This window comes from Xanthomonas vasicola pv. musacearum NCPPB 4379 (assembly GCF_000277895.2).
Taxonomy (GTDB): Bacteria; Pseudomonadota; Gammaproteobacteria; order Xanthomonadales; family Xanthomonadaceae; genus Xanthomonas; species Xanthomonas vasicola.
The window spans coordinates 4,641,275-4,659,913 of record NZ_CP034655.1; the positions used below are offsets into that span (position 1 = coordinate 4,641,275).

15 protein-coding genes and 1 pseudogene are annotated in these 18,639 nt (G+C 63.1%); 12 read left to right on the forward strand and 4 right to left on the reverse strand.

Translation table 11 applies throughout. The features are described from left to right. Positions 1-197: 197 nt before the first annotated feature. The 6 genes and pseudogenes from KWO_RS21410 to KWO_RS21435 all read left to right on the forward strand — a co-directional run bounded on the left by KWO_RS21410 (position 198) and on the right by KWO_RS21435 (position 6,707). Positions 198-1,611: pseudogene (locus KWO_RS21410) on the forward strand (C40 family peptidase). Further along, a complete protein-coding gene (locus KWO_RS21415) occupies positions 1,608-2,705 on the forward strand; it encodes a dipeptide epimerase (protein ID WP_017114117.1) in 1,098 nt (365 codons plus the stop codon). Before KWO_RS21410 ends, KWO_RS21415 begins: the two are co-directional and overlap by 4 nt. A 705-nt stretch (positions 2,706-3,410) precedes the next feature. Next, on the forward strand, positions 3,411-4,187 hold the full coding sequence (locus tag KWO_RS21420) for a L,D-transpeptidase family protein (protein WP_010380044.1): 777 nt from the start codon (positions 3,411-3,413) through the stop codon (positions 4,185-4,187). Beyond that, positions 4,184-5,500 carry an APC family permease gene (locus KWO_RS21425; protein WP_010363761.1) on the forward strand — a complete coding sequence of 439 codons (1,317 nt, stop codon included), beginning with the start codon at positions 4,184-4,186 and terminating at the stop codon, positions 5,498-5,500. Before KWO_RS21420 ends, KWO_RS21425 begins: the two co-directional genes overlap by 4 nt. A 211-nt stretch (positions 5,501-5,711) precedes the next feature. Then, complete coding sequence (locus KWO_RS21430) at positions 5,712-6,209, forward strand: hypothetical protein (protein ID WP_010380047.1); 498 nt, start codon at positions 5,712-5,714, stop codon at positions 6,207-6,209. Positions 6,210-6,374: 165 nt separating this feature from the next. Continuing rightward, on the forward strand, positions 6,375-6,707 hold the full coding sequence (locus KWO_RS21435; RefSeq protein ID WP_010363765.1) for a hypothetical protein: 333 nt from the start codon (positions 6,375-6,377) through the stop codon (positions 6,705-6,707). Between the two features lie 54 nt (positions 6,708-6,761). On the opposite strand, the gene yiaA is transcribed toward KWO_RS21435, so the two are convergent. Next, entirely contained in the window at positions 6,762-7,145 is a 384-nt protein-coding gene (yiaA, locus tag KWO_RS21440; RefSeq protein ID WP_010380050.1) for an inner membrane protein YiaA, read from the reverse strand. 233 nt (positions 7,146-7,378) lie between these two features. Here yiaA and KWO_RS21445 point away from each other — a divergent pair, with 233 nt between their 5' ends. After that, positions 7,379-8,557 (forward strand): PQQ-dependent sugar dehydrogenase, encoded by a 1,179-nt coding sequence (locus KWO_RS21445; RefSeq protein WP_010380052.1) that lies wholly within the window; start codon positions 7,379-7,381, stop codon positions 8,555-8,557. Positions 8,558-8,949: 392 nt separating this feature from the next. Here the strand turns inward: KWO_RS21445 and KWO_RS21450 are convergent, their stop codons facing one another. From KWO_RS21450 to tsaD, 3 genes are all read right to left on the reverse strand, one after another. Further along, entirely contained in the window at positions 8,950-11,121 is a 2,172-nt protein-coding gene (locus KWO_RS21450; protein ID WP_010380054.1) for a glycoside hydrolase family 3 N-terminal domain-containing protein, read from the reverse strand. Positions 11,122-11,337: 216 nt separating this feature from the next. Beyond that, the gene (gene folB / locus KWO_RS21455; RefSeq protein ID WP_010363774.1) at positions 11,338-11,694 is read right to left on the reverse strand and encodes a dihydroneopterin aldolase; all 357 of its coding nucleotides are present in this window, start codon (positions 11,692-11,694) and stop codon (positions 11,338-11,340) included. 83 nt (positions 11,695-11,777) lie between these two features. Then, the gene (gene tsaD, locus KWO_RS21460; RefSeq protein WP_017112513.1) at positions 11,778-12,842 is read right to left on the reverse strand and encodes a tRNA (adenosine(37)-N6)-threonylcarbamoyltransferase complex transferase subunit TsaD; all 1,065 of its coding nucleotides are present in this window, start codon (positions 12,840-12,842) and stop codon (positions 11,778-11,780) included. A gap of 279 nt (positions 12,843-13,121) precedes the next feature. On the opposite strand from tsaD, the gene rpsU reads away from it, so the two are divergent. The 5 genes from rpsU (at position 13,122) to KWO_RS21485 (ending at position 18,589) form a co-directional block, all read left to right on the forward strand. Continuing rightward, positions 13,122-13,337: a 30S ribosomal protein S21 gene (rpsU, locus tag KWO_RS21465; protein ID WP_002808376.1), complete on the forward strand. Its 216-nt coding sequence runs from the start codon at positions 13,122-13,124 to the stop codon at positions 13,335-13,337. A 269-nt stretch (positions 13,338-13,606) separates the two neighbouring features. Next, a complete protein-coding gene (locus KWO_RS21470; protein WP_010380058.1) occupies positions 13,607-14,053 on the forward strand; it encodes a GatB/YqeY domain-containing protein in 447 nt (148 codons plus the stop codon). Positions 14,054-14,637: 584 nt separating this feature from the next. Further along, entirely contained in the window at positions 14,638-15,600 is a 963-nt protein-coding gene (locus KWO_RS21475; RefSeq protein WP_010374652.1) for a YihY/virulence factor BrkB family protein, read from the forward strand. Between the two features lie 84 nt (positions 15,601-15,684). Further along, entirely contained in the window at positions 15,685-17,430 is a 1,746-nt protein-coding gene (dnaG, locus tag KWO_RS21480) for a DNA primase (protein WP_010374654.1), read from the forward strand. Between the two features lie 109 nt (positions 17,431-17,539). Continuing rightward, complete coding sequence (locus tag KWO_RS21485) at positions 17,540-18,589, forward strand: bile acid:sodium symporter family protein (protein ID WP_010374656.1); 1,050 nt, start codon at positions 17,540-17,542, stop codon at positions 18,587-18,589. The last annotated feature ends 50 nt before the right edge of the window (positions 18,590-18,639 follow it).

Sequence of the window (18,639 nt, forward strand, 5' to 3'; positions counted from 1 at the left end):
ATGGCGGCAATGGCCATTAGCGTGGCCGTGGCGAAGATGGTGGTCAACTTTCTGCACACTCCGCACCGCAAGGCCTGCACTTAGACTGCCAGCGTGCGATCGCATTGCGGCGAAAACGCATGGATGCGGTCTGCGCCGCATGCCACTATCAACGTTCCTTCGCAGCCGCCAGCGGCTGCCTTCACCCTGAGTTCTGCATGCCATTGTCGCGCCGCCTGCTGATATTGCTGCTGATCGCACTCGCCCTGCCCTGCAGCGCCGTGTCCGCACCAACCGGCGCGCCGATTGCACACGCGCCGCCTTTCGTCGTTAGCGATGCACAGCTAACCGCAGAGTATTGGATCAAGCGCAGCCGCAACGCGCTGACGCCACGGATGACTCCCGCGCAGATCGCTGACTTCAATGCGCGCCTGCTACGCGAGGATGCATCGATGCACGACATCGCGCAGTTGCCCGACATGCTGGCCGCAACCGAAGTGCGCGCGCGCATCGAGACCGTGTCGGCCACGCCGACACGGCCGCTGTACGACGCAGATGGGCGGCTTCTGGATGCTGCACGCTTGGCTGCATTGCGCAAGGCCTTGGCGTTGGATGCGCTTCCCACACAGGTGCCACCGCGCTTTGCGCTGGTCGTCACCCGTGCAGCATTGCGGACCTTTCCCACTGCGCAGCGTGTGTTCACCAGTACCGACGACCACGATATCGACCGCTTCCAGGAATCGGCGCTGTATCCCGGCACGCCGGTCACGGTCCTGCACAGCAGCGCAGATGGGGCGTGGAAGTTCGTGATTGCCGCAAATTACGCCGCGTGGATCGCAAGCGCACAACTTGCCGAAGGTAGCCGCGCCGAGGTGCTGGATGACGCACGACGCGGGCCGCGCGTCATCGTCACCGCTGCCCGCACGCAGACCGCCTACACACCCGAAAACCCACCGATTTCTGCACTGACGCTGGACATGGGCACCAGCCTGCCATTGCTCGGTGACTGGCCGCAGCAGCAGCCGGTCAACGGACAGTTGCCGCTAGCGGCCTATGTGGTGCAACTGCCACTGCGCAGCGCCGATGGCCGCTTGCAGCTGGTGCCTGCATTGATCCCACGCGCTGCCGATGTCCGCATCGGCGCCTTGCCCGCTACCAATGCCGCAGTGTTAAGGCAGGCATTCAAATTCCTCGGCGAACGTTACGGCTGGGGAAACGATTACCACGCGCGCGATTGCAGTGGCTTCGTGCTGGATGTCTATCGCAGCCTCGGTATCGCATTTCCCCGCAATACCGGCGACCAGGCGCGCAGCCCGGTGTTGCACAGCGTGCCGTTCGATACAGCTGCACCATTGCCGAAACGTTTGCGGCAGATCGCAAGGCTGCAAGTCGGCGATCTGATCTATATCCCCGGCCATGTGATGCTGGTCATCGGGCATGCAGATGGCACGCCATGGGTAATCCATGATGTGGCCGGTGCCAGTTACCGCGCGGCCGATGGCAGCGTGCAGCGCGCACGTTTGAATGGCGTGTCGGTGACACCGTTGCTACCACTGCTCACCAGCGATGGCTCTCGCATTCGTCGATCACATCACCCGCATCCAACGTGTTGCGCTAACGGACACCCCATGAAGATCACTGGCTTCCGGCTTGGCATGGTGCGCGTGCCGTTGAAAACGCCGTTCAAGACGGCCGTGCGCACCGTGCAGGCCATCGAGGATGTGGTAGTGCTGCTGCAGACCGATAGCGGCCATATCGGCCATGGCGCAGCGCCGGCCACCGCACCCATCACCGGCGATACCCATGGCAGCATCATTGCCGCAGTCGAGCACTGCATCGGCCCCAAACTGATCGGCCAGGACGTAGCCGATCTCAACCGGCTATGTGGCCTTGTGCAACACGCACTTGAGCGCAACACCAGCGCCAAGGCCGCCGTGGAAATCGCGCTTTACGATCTGTGGGCACAAGCGTTCGGCGCGCCGCTGTACCAGCTGCTCGGTGGTGGCACGCCGCGTATCACCACCGACATCACCATCAGTGCCGATGCCATCGACACCATGGTGACGCAAGCGCAAGCGGCGCTTGCAAGCGGCTATCGCGCACTGAAGATCAAGGTCGGCAAGGACATCGATTCGGATGTCGAACGTGTCACTGCGATCCATGCGGCAGTTGCTGGGCGCGCATCGCTGCGACTGGATGCCAATCAAGGCTGGACGCCCAAACACGCGGTACGCACCATGCGCACGCTGGAAGATGGCGGCATCGTGCTGGAGCTGCTGGAGCAACCGGTCAAGGCTGCCGATGTCGACGGGCTCGCCTTCGTGACCGCACGCATCGACACACCGGTGATGGCCGATGAAAGCGTCTTCTCGCCCGCGCAGGTGATCGATCTGATCCAGCGTCGCGCCGCCGACATCATCAACATCAAACTGATGAAGACCGGCGGGCTGTCCAACGCCATCCGCATCGCCGATATCGCCGCGTTGTATGGATTGCCGTGCATGATCGGTTGCATGATCGAGTCCAGCATCAGCGTCGCCGCTGCGGTGCATTTGGCGGTCGCCAAGGCCGACAGCATCACCCTGGCCGATCTGGATGCGCCCGCGCTGGGACAGTTCGATCCAACCGAGGGCGGCGTGCAGTTCGACGAGGCGCAGATCCACATCGATGATTCGCCGGGGCTAGGCATTCGCCGCATTCGTGGGCTGGAGCTGTTGCCGGATTAAGATTGGCTTAGCTGACGACCATCAGTCGGGTGTGGACGGCGCAGAGGAGACGCAGTGTTATGAGTGGTAATTGCGGATTCTGCGTAACGGAGGCACCTGCCAGGCAGCTAAGCGGTCATTCTGTTTGGCGCTCCTAGTGAGTGTGCCCTCACCGCTCGCGGGACACGCCGTAAACCCGCCCATGGGGCTCGATGGCGACATCCATGCTGCTAACAGTCCCGCAATCGGTAAGAACACCGCACCAGACAATTGGCTGGTGGTTTATTGGAGAAGCGAGCATCGCGCGACCGTTACTGGTTGCTTGAAAATGCTGCGCACCGCTTGACTCGACTAGTCCTTGCCCGCTCACCGTCGCGGGCCTCTAGGCGGCATGGATGCCGCCACGGAGCGTACTTGCAGCGTGTCCTGCGAAGGTGGGCGGGCAAGGACACTGCAACCAGCGCAAAGATCAAGCACTCCGCGCTAACTCCTACACGAAACTACGCCTCAAAAAACGAAAGCAACACGAAGCAAGGGTGTTTCCCGCGATAAGCCGGCACCAACAGGGCGCATGGACATCACACGCACATGCACCATGCAACCGCATTGCTGAGTACAGTAGTGACAACGCGGCATCGATCACACAGCACCACCGTAGCGCGCCGTTTCCAGACAACCGTGATCGCCCACAGACTCATCCCGCTCGACCCAACGCCCGGAGCCTGCATGCACCTTGCCACCGTGTTTCGATCCATTGTGCTGCTGGCGCTGGCAAGCTGTAGCAACCTTGCCGTCGCTGCCGATCCAATCGATGCCTTGAATCAGGCACGCACATTGATCGTGGTGACCACCCCGGACTGGAACAGCACGCAAGCGCATCTGCAGACGTTTACCCGCGTGGACCGCAAATGGCAACCGGCGGCGCAGAGCTTTGCGGTCGCGCTCGGGCGGCATGGCAGCGCCTGGGGAGACGGCCTGCATCCGGCGCAGACGCAGGGCCCGCAAAAGCGCGAAGGCGATGGCCGCAGCCCAGCTGGCATATTCGCCATCGGCCCGGCCTTTGGCTACGCCCCGAGTATCGACAGCGTGATGCCGTACCAGGCGATGAGCGCCACCCACCACTGCATGCATGTGCCCAGCTCGCCGCTCGACAACCGCATCGTCGATGCTGCGCAAGTTGGCGAGAAGGCCGTCGCCGGCTCGACCGAACCGATGCGCCTGGACCTGCGCCACGCAGGCGATGTGCGCTACAGCGAGGGCTTCGTGATCGCGCACAATCCCAAGGCCATTCCCGAGCGCGGCAGCTGCATCTTCGCGCATCTGTGGCGCACGCCGGGCCAGTTCACCGCCGGCTGCACCGCCATTGCAGCGGCCGACATGCAACGCCTGCTCGGCTGGTTGAAGCCGGAGGATCACCCGCTGTTCGTGCTGCTGCCACGCGCCGAATATGCACGTCTGCACACTGCGTGGCACTTGCCCGCACTGACCGAGGAGGCGCCATGAGCACACCGCAGCCTGCACCGGATGCAACGGGTTTGGTTCGCGTGGTCAGCCGCTGGCAGATCGTCGGCCTGTCGATCAACGACGTCATCGGCAGCGGTATCTATCTGCTACCCGCAGCAACCGCCGCCCTGTTGGGGCCGATGAGTTTGTGGGCGGTGATGCTGGCCGGCCTGGCGGTCGCCTTGCTGGTGCTGTGCTACGCGCAGGCAGCTAGCTATTTCGATACGCCCGGCGGCAGCTATCTCTACACGCGCGAAGCCTTCGGCCCGTTCGTCGGTTTTCAGATCGGCTGGATGATCTGGCTCACCCGCATCAGTTCGGCGGCCGCCTTGAGCAACGGTCTGGCCGACGCTGTAGCGCGGTTCTGGCCCACCGCCACTACCGATACCTGGGCACGCTTGCTAGTGGTGGTCGGCTCGCTGGGCCTGCTCACCGCGATCAACGTGATCGGCGTGAAATCTGCTGCGCGCACCGGCATCGCGCTGGTGATCGGCAAGTTGTTGCCATTGCTGCTGTTCGTGGCAATTGGCTTGTTCTATGTCGATTGGTCGTGGGCGTTTGCCGGCACCACACCGGATCTGCGCGACCTGGGCAATCTCGGCGAAGCGGCTTTGTTGCTGCTGTTCGCCTACGCAGGTTTCGAAAACATTCCCGCAGCCGCTGGCGAGTACCGCAACCCGCGGCGTGATGTGCCCTTCGCCTTGATCACCATGATCGTCACCGTGACCCTGATCTACGCCGCGGTGCAGGTGGTGGCCCAGGGGACGCTACCGAATCTTGCCGCCTCGCCCACGCCGCTGGCAGATGCCGCAAGCCGATTCGGTGGCGAAGCGTTGGCACTGATTTTGACCGTGGGCGCCACCATTTCCATCCTCGGCACCACCAGCAACACGGTGATGCTGGGCCCACGCTTCTTGTTTGCGCTTGCACGCGATGGGTATGGCCCAGCGTTTCTGGCACGCGTGCATCCGCGCTTCCACACGCCTGCCGCAGCAGTGCTTACTCAGGGCGCACTGTCGCTTGCATTGGCGTTGTCGGGATCGTTTACGCAGTTGGCATTACTGTCGATGGTCACGCGCCTGTTTGCTTACATCGGCACCGCAGCGGCGGTGATCGTGCTGGCGCGCAGATACCGGCAACGCACCGATACCTTGCGCCTGCCTGGCGGCCCAGCCATCCCCATCGCCGCCTTGGTGCTGTCGCTGGGTTTGCTGGCCAGCGCCAGTTGGCAGAATCTGGCCGCCGCAGGCGTGGCGCTGGTGGTCGGCTGGGTGTTCTATCTATTTCCGCGCAAGCAGGTTGAGAACAGCTGAGAGCAATACGGTGTCGTTATCAAGCGGAGTGGATAGCGCGCAGTAACCACAGCGCGCGCACTGATACAACGCGTCAGACACTTGCCGCGCTAGGCTAGAGGCCACGTTCGCTCAATCACAACAAACCGTTTCGCAGCACGCTCGCGCAGCGCTCACGCATACCTAACTGCATGCGTCCAACGCTGCGGCTCTCACCTTATGGGAGCTTGCGATGAAACTGCGCCATGTCTACAGCACTGCCGATCTCGACAGCGCGCAACGCGTACTGCAGGCCGCACGGGGTGCGGGTATCGATAATGATGCGCTTTCATTGATCGCCCGCTCCGATATCGAACTGCAGGATGTGCCCGACGAACGCAAGGACGCCAAAACCGATTTCCTCCCCGCGGCCGCACGCGGCGCAGCAACCGGCGGTGCGGCCGGCCTGGTCGCAGGGCTGGTTGCCATTGCCGTGCCGCCGATCGGGCTGACCTTGGCCGGCGCAGGCGTCATGGCATTGGCCGGCGCACTGGTCGGCAGCTGGTCATCGGCATTAATCGGCGCAACCGTGCCCGACCCGGTACGCCGTCAGTTTGAAGACGAAATCCAGGCCGGGCGTGTGCTGGTCATCCTCGATGCCGAGCAGGCGGCATTGCAGAACGCGGAGCCAGCCATGGTGGCCGCAGGCGCGACACCACTGCCATACGAAGCCGCCTCGGCGACTACCTGATTGCATACCACACACTATGCCCGCTGCACGACGCTGCAGTGATAGCACAGCCGAATGTCGTTGTACCGCTTGGCCCTGACGCCTTGATGTCCCACTCACTCGCTTTGGCAATGAAATTAACAGCAAGCGATCTACGGTAAACGCACATCCACCACGGAGACGCGCATGAACGTGCCGTATCAGATTCCGGGCCGTGCCCCGGACGAAGACCGCAGTCAGAACGTATCGACGTATTGGCGCGAACGCTTCACTGAAGAGCCGTATTACACCGAGGGCGATCGCTACGAAGATTATGAAGGCGCTTACCTGGCTGGTCATGAGGCGCGCATCCGCGACAACGCGCGCGCCTACGATCAGGTTGAAGCCGAGTTGCATCGCGATTGGGAAGCCAAGCGCGGAACGTCGTCCCTAAGCTGGAGCAAGGCGCGACACGCGGTCAGACGCGCCTGGGAAAACGCAGCCGATTTCGTGACTGGCGACGATACCCACAAGCGCTGAAACAACAACGCCACCGCCACGGTGGCGTTGTTGCATCGCACGATCTGCAATGTATCAGTCGAGTGCCGGTGGCAGGCTATGCGCACTGCGCGGTCCGTCATTGATCTCCATCGTATCGCGGGTATTCTTCTGCACCGCAACCGCATCAAACAGACTCAGCGCATAGGCCATTGCGTAAAAACCTTTCTCGCTCAGCAACAACGTGGCGTTGATCAGGCCGATGGTCAGCAGCACCAATGCCGAAATCCGCGAAAACCAGCAAATGGCGTAGTAAAAGCCGGTGACTGGAATTCCATCGGCGCGGTCACGCACGCTCTTCTGCAATGACACCGATGCGAACAAACCGAACAGCAGCAGCGTGAAGTAGTAACCCTTTTCGTTGAGCAAGATCTGGGCATTCCACAACCCGATCAGATACGCCGCACCGCCCAGCAACAATGCGGCCCAGGATGCGGCGATAAAAGCAGGCGAGGTTTTTTGAGTGGCCGTGGAAACTCCTTTTCATGGTGAAACGATGCATGACATACAACGATGTGAGACGCGGACGTCTTGCAGACAGTGATCTGCAACAAGGGCGACCTCGGCGGCGTCGTGTAAGGTATTGAAACCCGACGCGGGACACGTTGCGGGAGGTCTGCAGCGTCACCGCGCCCTATCCCCAGGAGGACCCCATGTCTGTCCGACGTCTGCTTGCTCTGGCCTGCTCGGCCACCCTGTTCACTGCCGGCGCTGCAGTTGCTGCGCCCGCAGCGGCCCCCGCGGCCTCCATCCCCAAAGCACAGTGGCCGTTCCAGGCCACTGCGGTCGCCGACTTCGACGAACCCTGGGCCATGACTTTCCTGCCCGATGGCAGCTTGTTGGTGAGCGAAAAGCGCGGCGCCTTGATGCGGCTGGACCCCAAGACCAAACGCAAAAGCACCATCACCGGCGTTCCGGCCGTCGCCTACGGCGGCCAAGGCGGTTTTGGTGATGTGCTGGCGCATCCGCGCTTCGCCAAGAACGGCCTGGTCTACGTGAGTTATGCAGAGCCGGGCGAGGGCGACACACGCGGCGCCGCGGTAGCGCGCGCCAAGCTCACGCTGGATGCAACCGGCGGCGGCACGCTGTCGGACCTGAAAGTGATCTGGCGCCAGGACCCCAAGGTCACCGGCAATGGTCACTTCGGGCATCGGCTCGCGTTCGGGCCGGATGGCAAGCTATGGATCAGTTCCAGCGAACGGCAGAAATTCACTCCCGCTCAGGACATGAAAGCCAACCTCGGCAAGCTGATCCGGCTCAACGACGACGGCAGCGTGCCGGCCGATAACCCCTTCGTTGCGCAAGGCGGCGTTGCCGGGCAGGTGTGGTCGTTGGGTCACCGCAATATTCTCGGGCTGGCCTTCGACAGCAAGGGGCGCCTGTGGGAACACGAAATGGGTCCACTTGGTGGCGATGAGTTGAACCTGATCCAGCGCGGTGCCAACTACGGTTACCCCATCGTCTCCAACGGCGACAACTACGACGGCACGCCGATCCCGGACCACAACACCCGCCCTGAATTTGCCGCGCCCAAGATCAGCTGGACGCCGGTGATTTCGCCCGCAGGCTTTGTGATTTACAGCGGCAAGCAGTTCCCGGCGTGGCGCGGCAATGGCTTTATCGGCGGGCTGTCGTCGATGGCGCTGGTACAGGTGTCGTTGGGCGACCAGCCACGCGAAGTGGTCCGTTACGATATGGGCGCACGCATCCGCGAAGTGGAGCAAGGCCCGGACGGCGCGCTGTGGCTGCTCGAAGACGAGGCCAGCGGCAGTACCGGACGTCTGCTGAAACTCACGCCCAAGAGCAACGCGGCGGTCGAGAACGACGCTTGACCGATTTCCGCTGCATAAGCCGGTGTATCTGACGCGACGCACAGACACGCGCGATGGCGACAATGGACCGTCGTCATTGTTCTCAAGCACACATCAACTGGCGCTTCGTGTTGTAGCAGTGGTCACCCGGTTCGCAGTATCGCCCCGCGCTGTTTGAGCGCTGACGATCATAAGGATGAATGCATCACCGGCGGGCGAAGATGCGCGCCGGTGTTATCGATGCGGTGCGTTGATGCATCGCCCTAGTTGGATGGAGCACCCGCAGCTGCGGTGATCACTCCTCAAATTGCCCAACTGCCAGCACCACCGCAACTAGCGGCTTTTGGCCCAACTCCCGCCACTCGCTCGATAGCGCAGCTCAGGATGCAATGGCGAGCAGAAGCCCGCCGCCGTCAGCTGTCCAGCAACTCGAACGTCACTGCCTCGCCGCTCTTGGCCGACGCGCATACCCACACATCGAACAGACCCGGCTCCGCACCGAAGATACCCTTGTGATTGGTAAACGCCAATGCATCACGCGCCAACGTAAACACCACGTCCCGGCTCTCGCCCGGCTGCAGCAGCACCTTGCGGAACCCCTTGAGTTCGCGCACCGGGCGCACGCGGCTGGCCACGCGATCGTGCACATACAGCTGCACTACTTCCTCGCCTGCGACCTTGCCGGTGTTGGTAACGCGCGTGGTAATGGTCAGCGTGTCATCCCAACCAAGTTGCGCCGCGCTCAACTGCGGCTGTGCATACGCAAACGTGGTGTAGCTCAAGCCATGCCCGAACGGATACAACGGTTCGTTAGGCATTTCGCGCCAACGCGCCTTGTACTCTGACAGGGCGGGCAACTCCGGCCGGCCGGTGCGCAGGTGATTGTAGAAATACGGCTGCTGTCCGGTGACCTGCGGGAAGCTGATCGGCAAACGCGCCGACGGGTTGTAGTCACCGAACAGCACATCGGCCACGCCGGTGCCGGTCTGCGTGCCCAGATACCAGGTCACCGCAATCGCGTCGGCATCGCGCACTGCACCACTCAAGGCCAGCGCGCGGCCATTGCGCAGCAACACCACCATCGGTGTGCCGGCCGCTGCAACCGCTTCAGCCAGCGCCTGTTGCGCCGGCGGCAGGGTGATCTCGGTGCGCGATTGCGCTTCGCCACTGAAGCGCTGCGGCTCGCCCAGCGCCAGAACCACCACATCCGCCGCCTGCGCCGCATCGATCGCAGCGGAGATACCGCCCGGCAGCGCTTCTTCCAGGCCGCAACCTTGCACCACGCTCAGGTCTTCGGTGCCGACCACCGCACGCACGCCCTGCTCCAGGGTCACGTAGCGCTCCTTGTCGCCGAACAAGGTCCAGCAACCCTCGATGTTCTCGCGGTCCTGCACGAATGGGCCAATCAACGCGATGCGTTGGCCGCTCTTTTTCAAAGGCAGCAGTGCGCCTTCGTTCTTCAGCAGCACGATCGAACGCCGCGCCGCATCGCGCGACAGCGCATCGTGCGCTGGCAGATGCGCGGTGTCGGCTTCGCGCGCCGGGTCCAGCGAGCGATACGGATTGTCGAACAAGCCGATCGCTTCTTTCAGCTGCAGGATGCGCCGCACGCTGGCATCCAGCGTGGCCATCGGCACCTCGCCGCTTTCCACCAGCGACGGCAGATGCGCGGCATAAAAGCCGCTCTGCATGCTCAGGTCCAGACCGGCCAGGAAGGCCTTCTTGGTCGCATCGCGCTCGTCGGCGGCATAGCCGTGCGCGATCAATTCCATGTCGGCGGTGTAATCGGAAATCACCACGCCTGGGAACTGCCATTCGCCGCGCAAAATCTCGGTGAGCAACTCATGGTTGGCGCTGGCCGGCACGCCATTGATGTCGTTGAAGGACGACATCACGGTCAACGCGCCAGCATCGAAGGCGGCCTTGAACGGCGGCAAGTGCACATCGCGCAGGGTCTGCGGCGCAATGTCGACGGTGTTGTATTCCATGCCCGCAGCCACCGCGCCATAGGCGGCGAAATGCTTTGGCGTGGCCAACAGCGAATCATGCGCGGTCAGGTCGCTGCCCTGGAATCCGCGCACGCGGGCGGCGGCAAAGGCGGCGCCCAGCAACACGTCTTCGCCGGCGCCTTCGGCACCACGGCCCCAACGCTGGTCGCGGGCAATGTCCACGGCCGGTGCGTAAGTCCAGTGCAGGCCGGCAGCGGTGGCCTCAATCGCGGTGGCGCGCGCGGTGCGCTCGGCCAACTCGGGCTCGAAACTCGCCGCCTCGCCCAGCGGGATCGGGAACACCGTGCGCATGCCGTGGATCACGTCAGCAGCCAGGACAACCGGAATGCCCAACCGGCTTTCTTCCAAGGCGACTTTCTGGATCTGCACGCCCAGCGCGGCGCCAACGCCATTGAACAGCGAGCCGACCCGGCCGGCGCGCACCTGCTGCAATACCTCGTCGGCATTGAGCACGTTGGCTTCGGGATTCACGTCCGGCGCGAAGGGGCGCACCATGTCGGCGAACACACCCAACTGTCCGACCTTCTCTTCGACGGTCATCCGGGCAATCAGGGTTTCGATGCGATCAGCAGCCATGAGATCCTTGAGAAAACGTTTACATGGCCGTCAATTCTAGCCTGACGCGCCTGCGGGGATGCAAGTTTTGAGGCCCGGGAGTCGGGATCGGGGATGTGTAGCGCCCGGTTGCGTCGCGTGGGTGCGCCGGATTGATAACCGCGCGGCTCTTGCTCCAGCACGCCGTGGGTCTCCATGCAGCGAAAGTGGCCAGCGCTGCATGCAGCCGGCGGGGAATCAGACCGCCCGTTCCCGCTCGATGATCACGCCCACTGCCTGCGCGCCGCGCACCGCACCGGGCTTGCTCAGCTTCAACCGCAGCCAGTGCACGCCGAATTCGTCCAGCACGAGCGCCGCGCAGCGCTCGGCCAGCGTCTCGACCAGCCCGAAGTCCGACGCCCGCACGAATTCGATCAGGCGCTTGCTCACCGCCTTGTAGTTCAGCGTATCGGCAATGTCGTCGCTGGCCGCCGGAATGCGGTTGTCAAACCCTATCTCCAGATCGAACCGCAAGGTCTGGCGAATGCGCCGCTCCCAATCGTAGATGCCGATCAGCGCATCGATGTCGAGACCTTCAATAAACACTTTATCCATGGGAGCCGGGATTTGGGATTTGGGATTGGGAGTCGGGATGAGCAAGAGCAGGCAAACAAGAGCAGAGCAAACAAGAAACCGGGCTACGAATCCCCACTCCCCACTCCCGAATCCCGCGCCGCCGCCAACACCGGCAAGCTCGCCATATCCCACCGCGGCGTCACATGCACCGCTGCATCGGCGCGCTCGCCGGCTTGCAGCCGCAGCGCACCAGCGAAGGCGATCATTGCGCCGTTGTCGGTGCACAAGGCAGGGCGTGGGAAGCAGACCCGGCCACCACGGCGCTGCGCGGCCTCCTGCAGGCGCGCGCGCAAGCGCTTGTTCGCGCCTACGCCGCCAGCCACCACCAACGTAGTGCACTCGGCTGCATCCAGCGCGCGCAGGCATTTGATGACCAGGGTGTCGACCACCGCGTCCTCGAAGCCGCGCGCGATGTCCGCCCGGGTGGTGTCGGACTGGTCGCTGGACCGCCAGGCCAACAGCACCTGCGTCTTGAGCCCACTGAAACTGAAATCCAGGCCCGGCCGGTCGGTCATCGGCCGCGCGAACGTGTAGCGCCCCGGCGTGCCGGTTTCGGCCAATGCCGCCAGCTGCGGGCCGCCCGGGTACGGCAGGCCCATCATCTTGGCGGTCTTGTCGAAGGCCTCGCCGGCCGCGTCGTCCAGGGTCTCGCCCAGCACGTCGTAGCTGCCCAGCGCCTTCACCGACACCAATTGGGTATGCCCGCCCGAGACCAGCAAGGCCACGAACGGCGGCTCCGGCGGGTCGTCTTCCATCAACGGCGCCAGCAAGTGGCCTTCCATGTGGTGCACGCCGATCGCCGGTACATCCAGTGCCCAGGCCAGCGAACGCGCCACCCCGGCACCGACCAGCAAGGCGCCAACCAGGCCTGGGCCGGCGGTGTAGGCCACGCCGTCGAGTTCGTCGATACCCACCCCGGCCTCGCCCAGGGTCTGGCGGATCAGCGGCAGCAGCTTGCGCACGTGGTCGCGGCTGGCCAATTCCGGCACCACGCCGCCATATTCGGCATGCAGCGCAATCTGGCTATACACCGCGTGGGCGCGCAGCGCCGGCACGCCGGACAAGGCGGTGTCGTAGACCGCTACACCGGTCTCATCGCACGATGATTCGATCCCAAGGACTTTCACGGCAGCTCGGCAAGCATGGACATGTCACTATTTTCGCAGTTTTTGCGCTGCGCAGATCGGCCGATGGCGATATGCTGCGCCGCCCCGCCGTTGTAGCCGTATCCGGCCCAAGCGCACGCTTTATAAGCGTCGTGCCAGGAAATTCTGCAGGGGGCTTGCAGGTCGTTGGCAAGTCGTTATAATGCGCGGCTCGCCGGGGCAACCCGGAAATTCCGTCACGCGAGTCCGCTCGCACCCGCCCGGGGCTCCCGGACGGAAATCCCATTTTCTGGAGAACACATGCCCAGCGTTAAAGTCCGCGAGAACGAGCCCTTCGAATTTGCGCTCCGTCGTTTCAAGCGCACCTGCGAAAAGGCCGGCGTGCTGGCCGAAACCCGCAAGCGCGAGTTCTATGAAAAGCCGACCCAGGAGCGTAAGCGTAAGGCTGCCGCTGCCGTGAAGCGTCAGCTGCGTCGTTCCTCGCGCGACGTCACCAAGCGCCAGCGCTTGTACTGATCGAACGCGGTTCCTTGCCGGTGGGTCTGCGCTGAAGGCGCGTCTCACCGGGAGCGAACCCAAGAGCCGGCACGCGCAAGCGTCGCCGGCTTTTTGTATTGGTCTGTCATGCGGTTTCGCGTCAGCGACATCGAGCAGCCCGCGCAAGACGCGTGCCGCCCGCCGCGCGCATTACGACGCGCGTGGGTGCCCTACATTTCGGCCGACGCACCAAGCCCGTTCCGGCGCCTCGGTCACCATTGAATACCCACACACTCAGGAGTCACCGCATGCCCCTCAAGCAGCAGCTCACCGATGACATGAAGGCCGCCATGAAGTCCGGCGACAAGCACAGCCTGGGCGTGATCCGGCTGATCAATGCCGCGATCAAGCAGAAGGAAGTGGACGAGCGCATCGAGATGGACGATGCCGCGGTGATCGCCGTGCTCGACAAGATGGTCAAGCAGCGCAAGGACTCGGTCACCCAGTTCGAAGCCGCCGCACGCGAAGATCTGGCGCAGATCGAGCGCGAAGAGATCGTGGTGATCGAGCGCTATCTGCCGGCCAAGATGGGCGAAGCCGAAATCGTGGCCGCCATCCAGGCGGCGATCTCTGAGACCGGCGCCAGCAGCCCGGCCGATATCGGCAAGCTGATGGGCGCGCTCAAGCCCAAGCTGGCCGGTCAGGCCGACATGGGTCTGGTCTCCACCCTGGTCAAGCAGCACCTGGCAGGCTGATGTCCCCGCAGTGCCCTGCGCTAAGGCCAGGGCACTGCGAACAGCGCGCGGCGGCGACTACGGCACTGCTTTGTGCAGCGCCGAACGAATTTCCAGTTGAAGTCACAAACGTCCCACGGGCTGTGGTGCGGCATGCCGATCTTCGAGGGACAAGGCAGTCGCACATCTGCGGCACGCGAAGTACGACATAAGAAGCGACATCACGTCCAATGCACCCTGCAGCTGTGCAGCTTTGCAGCGAAAGCGCTACACCGTCTGCGAGGCTGTAATTGCGCGGGCGTTCGTGATTGCCAAGCGTGCGTCCTGATGCCTGTACGTACGCACCTTGTGCCCACACCTGCTGCCCGTTGAAGTCGCTGTCTATACAAAGGCACGCGATGCGCCCGGCCGCTGGCAGACCACCCACGCCGGCTGCACACCACACCGCTTCACTGCTCCACACATGCGTGCTTTCACCCTTCCTTCGATCCAGCCCTGTTAGAAAGATTGCGCCAGCGCAGGCATAGGCAAGGTCTTTCCGCATACCGACTTTGCTCTGAGCTCACCTGCGCGCACAACGGTATGCGCCAAGGATTCTCCCGCCGGTGACGACGCTTTCATCCGCCTATCTGCACAAGCATCTGAGCCGTCTGCAGCGCAGCGTGCCGATGGCATTGCTAAACCGCTTTATCGAGATCGACGTGATGACGCAGGCGGCGTCGTTGTCGTTCTACGCGCTGTTGTCGCTGGCCCCGCTGCTGGTACTGCTGTTGTGGCTGACTGCATCGCTTTATCCACCTGCGCAAGAGGCGTTGGTGCAGCAGGTCGCGCAATTGGCGGGCGGCAGCGCTGCCGAAGTGGCGCAGACCATCATTCGCAATGCTACCGACCAGCCTGGGGTTGGCTCGCTGGCTGGCCTGTGGAGCACGCTGTTGTTGTTCATTGGCGCCACGGCAGTGTTTGCGCAGCTGCAGAACGCCTTGAACCTGATTTTCCGCACCGACAAGCAACGCCTGGACGGCCTGATGGCGTGGCTGAAAAAGCGGGTGTTCTCGTTCGGCGTGATCCTGGCACTGGGCTTTTTGCTGATCGTGTCGATGATCGCCACCACTGCACTGCAGGTGGTGTTCGCACGCCTGCCCTCGGTGTTGCCTGCGGTCGGTTATGTAACGACGCTGGCGTTGTATTCGCTGGCATTCGCGTTCCTGTATCGCTATCTGCCCGATCGCACCGTCGATTGGCGCCAGGCGTTCCTGGGCGGCGTCATCACTGCGCTGTTGTTTGCGCTGGGCCGCTACGCCATTGGCGTGTACATCGCCACTGCGGCGCCAGGCAGCGCGTACGGCTCGATGGGGACGCTGGTCATCCTGCTGGTGTGGATGTACTACGCCTCGGTGGTGTTCTTCGTCGGGGCCTTGATCACCGCGGTGATCGACGAGCGCGTGCGCTCGCATCGCAAGCTGCGCGAGGCCGGCGTAGACCCCGAGCATCCGCCGGTGATCGTACCGCCTGCCGATGCAGCGCCTGTGGCGTCACCGTCGGAGTCGGAAGCGCTGCCGCGCGGCTGAGGTTGGCTGCAGTTCCTGCATCGTTGGTGTCCCCAGCGATCCCCAGGACAGGGCGCCGGCAGGCCGCTGAGATATCCTAGCGGGATGGCCCGCATCCCCGACGCGTTTATCGACGAATTGCTCGCACGCACCGACATTGTCGAGGTGGTTGGCGGTCGCGTGCCGCTCAAGCGTCAGGGCAAGGAATATTCGGCGCGCTGCCCGTTCCATGACGAGCGCTCGGCCTCGTTCACTGTGTCGCCGACCAAGCAGTTCTATCACTGCTTCGGCTGCGGCGCGCATGGCACCGCGATTAGCTTCTTGATGAATTACGACCGCCTCGAATTTCTCGATGCGGTCGACGAGCTGGCCAAGCGTGCCGGCATGGACATCCCGCGCGAAACCCAGCAACGCACGCCGCAGCAGCAGGACGACAGCCGCGAGCTGTATTCGGCATTGGAAGCGGCGACCAAGTTCTTCCAGCGTCAGCTCGAGGGCAGCGAACGTGCCCGAGACTATCTGGACGGGCGTGGCGTGGATGCCGACAACCGCGCGCATTTCCAGATTGGCTATGCGCCCGATGGCTACAGCGCGTTGAAGGACACCCTGGGCACCGATGCGCGGCGCATGAGTGTGCTTGAGCGCGCCGGGCTGTTTTCCAAGAACGATCGCGGCCACGTCTACGACAAATTCCGCGACCGGGTGATGTTCCCGATCTTCGACCGCCGCGGCCGCGTGATCGCCTTCGGCGGACGCATCATGGGCGCGCCGGCCGATGGCCGCGACCCGGGCCCCAAGTACCTCAATTCGCCGGAAACCGCGCTGTTCCACAAGGGCCGCGAGTTGTACGGCCTGTGGCAGGTGCGTCAGGCCAATCAGAAGATCGAACGGCTGATCGTGGTGGAGGGCTACATGGACGTGGTCTCGCTGTTCCAGTTCGGCGTGACCCAGGCCGTGGCCACGCTGGGCACCGCGACCACGCCCGAACATGCCGAGCTGCTGTTTCGCAACGCACACAAAGTCTATTTTTGCTTTGACGGCGATAGAGCGGGTAGGTCTGCAGCGTGGAAAGCGCTGGAATCGGTACTGCCGAAAATGAGAGAAGAAAAGCAGGTCTTCTTTCTCTTCCTTCCCGATGGCGAGGATCCGGACAGCATCGTCAGAAGTCAGGGGCCCGACGCATTCAATGCCCGCCTTGAAAAGGCAACCCCTATTTCAGAGTTTTATTTCAATCAGCGTCTGCAAGGAGCACAACTTGCCAGCAGAACCGGACAGGCTGCTTTTTTCGACAAATGCAAACCCGATATCGTGGCAATGCCGGATAGTGGTTTCAGAGACATCATGGTTACCCGGATCAAAGAACTTACCGGCCAGGATATCTTTGGAGCATCTAAGAGGCAGAGCAGCCTTCCATCCAATACCAACGGCAGAGAGGCAGTTCCCAAGCGCAGCTTGGTGCGCGCCGCCATTGCGATCCTACTGCAACAGCCATCGCTGGCGCTTAGCCTGGACCGCCACCACGACCTAGCTGGCCTGCGCCTGCCTGGTGTGGAACTGCTGATCGAGTTGCTGGATCTGGTCCGGCAACGCCCGGAAATCAGCACCGGCGCGCTGCTGGAGCACTTCGCCGAGCGCGAGGAGCAGGTCGCTTTGCAAAGGTTGGCGGCGCAGGAACTGCCCGGCGACGAGCACAGTTGGGCAATCGAGCTGCACGACGTCGTTGCACAACTCGACAAGCAGCTGCTGCGGCAACGTGTGGAAGAACTACAGGCCAAACAGCGCGCGCAGGGGCTGGACGACACCGATAAATACGAAATGCGCGAGCTGCTCAAGGCGCTCGCAGCGTTGTGATGCAGCGCTGCCTGGATGAGGGAGGCGCAAGGCAACTGTGCACTGTTGCGCTGTTTCAGGCCTAGCCCGTAGTGGGGATGCTACAGGCTGGGTCCACACGCATCGTAGAATGGCGCATATCAGGCGCATGATCGCGCGCTACCGTTGGACCTCAATGAAGAAGCTGCTGGCGCGGTTGCGCATTGACCCTTTTACTCTCGCGTTGCTGTGCACGGTCACACTGGCCTCGTTTCTCCCGGTCTCGGGCGCCGCCGCTGCGGTCATGGACGATGTCACCGATGTGGCGATCGCTGCGCTGTTCTTCCTGCACGGCGCGCGGCTGTCGCGCGAAGCGGTCAAGGCCGGCGCGTTGCATTGGCGCTTGCATCTGGTGATTCTGGGCTGCACCTTCGTGCTGTTCCCGCTGCTCGGGCTGCTGTTCAAACCACTCGCGCATCTGGCACTGACGCCGGAGTTGTATGTCGGTGTGCTGTTCCTGTGCGCGCTGCCGTCTACGGTGCAATCCTCGATCGCGTTTACCTCGATGGCGCGCGGCAATGTGCCGGCTGCGGTCTGCGCAGCCTCGCTTTCCAGCCTGCTCGGCGTGTTTTTCACCCCATTGCTGATGGGCGCCCTGGTCGGAAGCCAGGGTGCCATGGCGCATCCGGCCGAGGCGATCGGCAAGATCCTGCTGCAGTTGCTGGTGCCGTTTCTGGCCGGCCATTTCATGCGTCCATGGATCGGCGGCTGGGTCGAACGTCACCGCGCCGTGCTGCGTTACACCGACCAGGGCACCATTTTGCTGGTGGTCTACACCGCCTTCAGTGCATCGGTGAACGAAGGGCTGTGGCAGAAGACGCCGCTGCCTGCGTTGCTGGCGGTACTCGGCACTGCAGCGTTGTTGCTCGCCATTGCGATGCTCTCGATCACCTTCATCGCGCGGCGCATGCACTTCAGTCGCGCCGACGAAATCGCCATTGTTTTTTGCGGCTCGAAGAAAAGCCTGGCCACGGGCGTGCCGATGGCCAAGGTGATGTTTGCCGGTGGCGGCTTGGGCGCGATCGTGTTGCCGATCATGCTGTATCACCAGTTGCAGCTGATCGTGTGCGCCTTCGTGGCCGCACGGTATGCACGCAATGCACCAAGCGAGTCGCAAGGCGCAACCGAGCGCCATCGATGACGGGCCGCGCCAACGTCCGGCGGCTGCGTATCGCGTGACAGCAGTTCGCC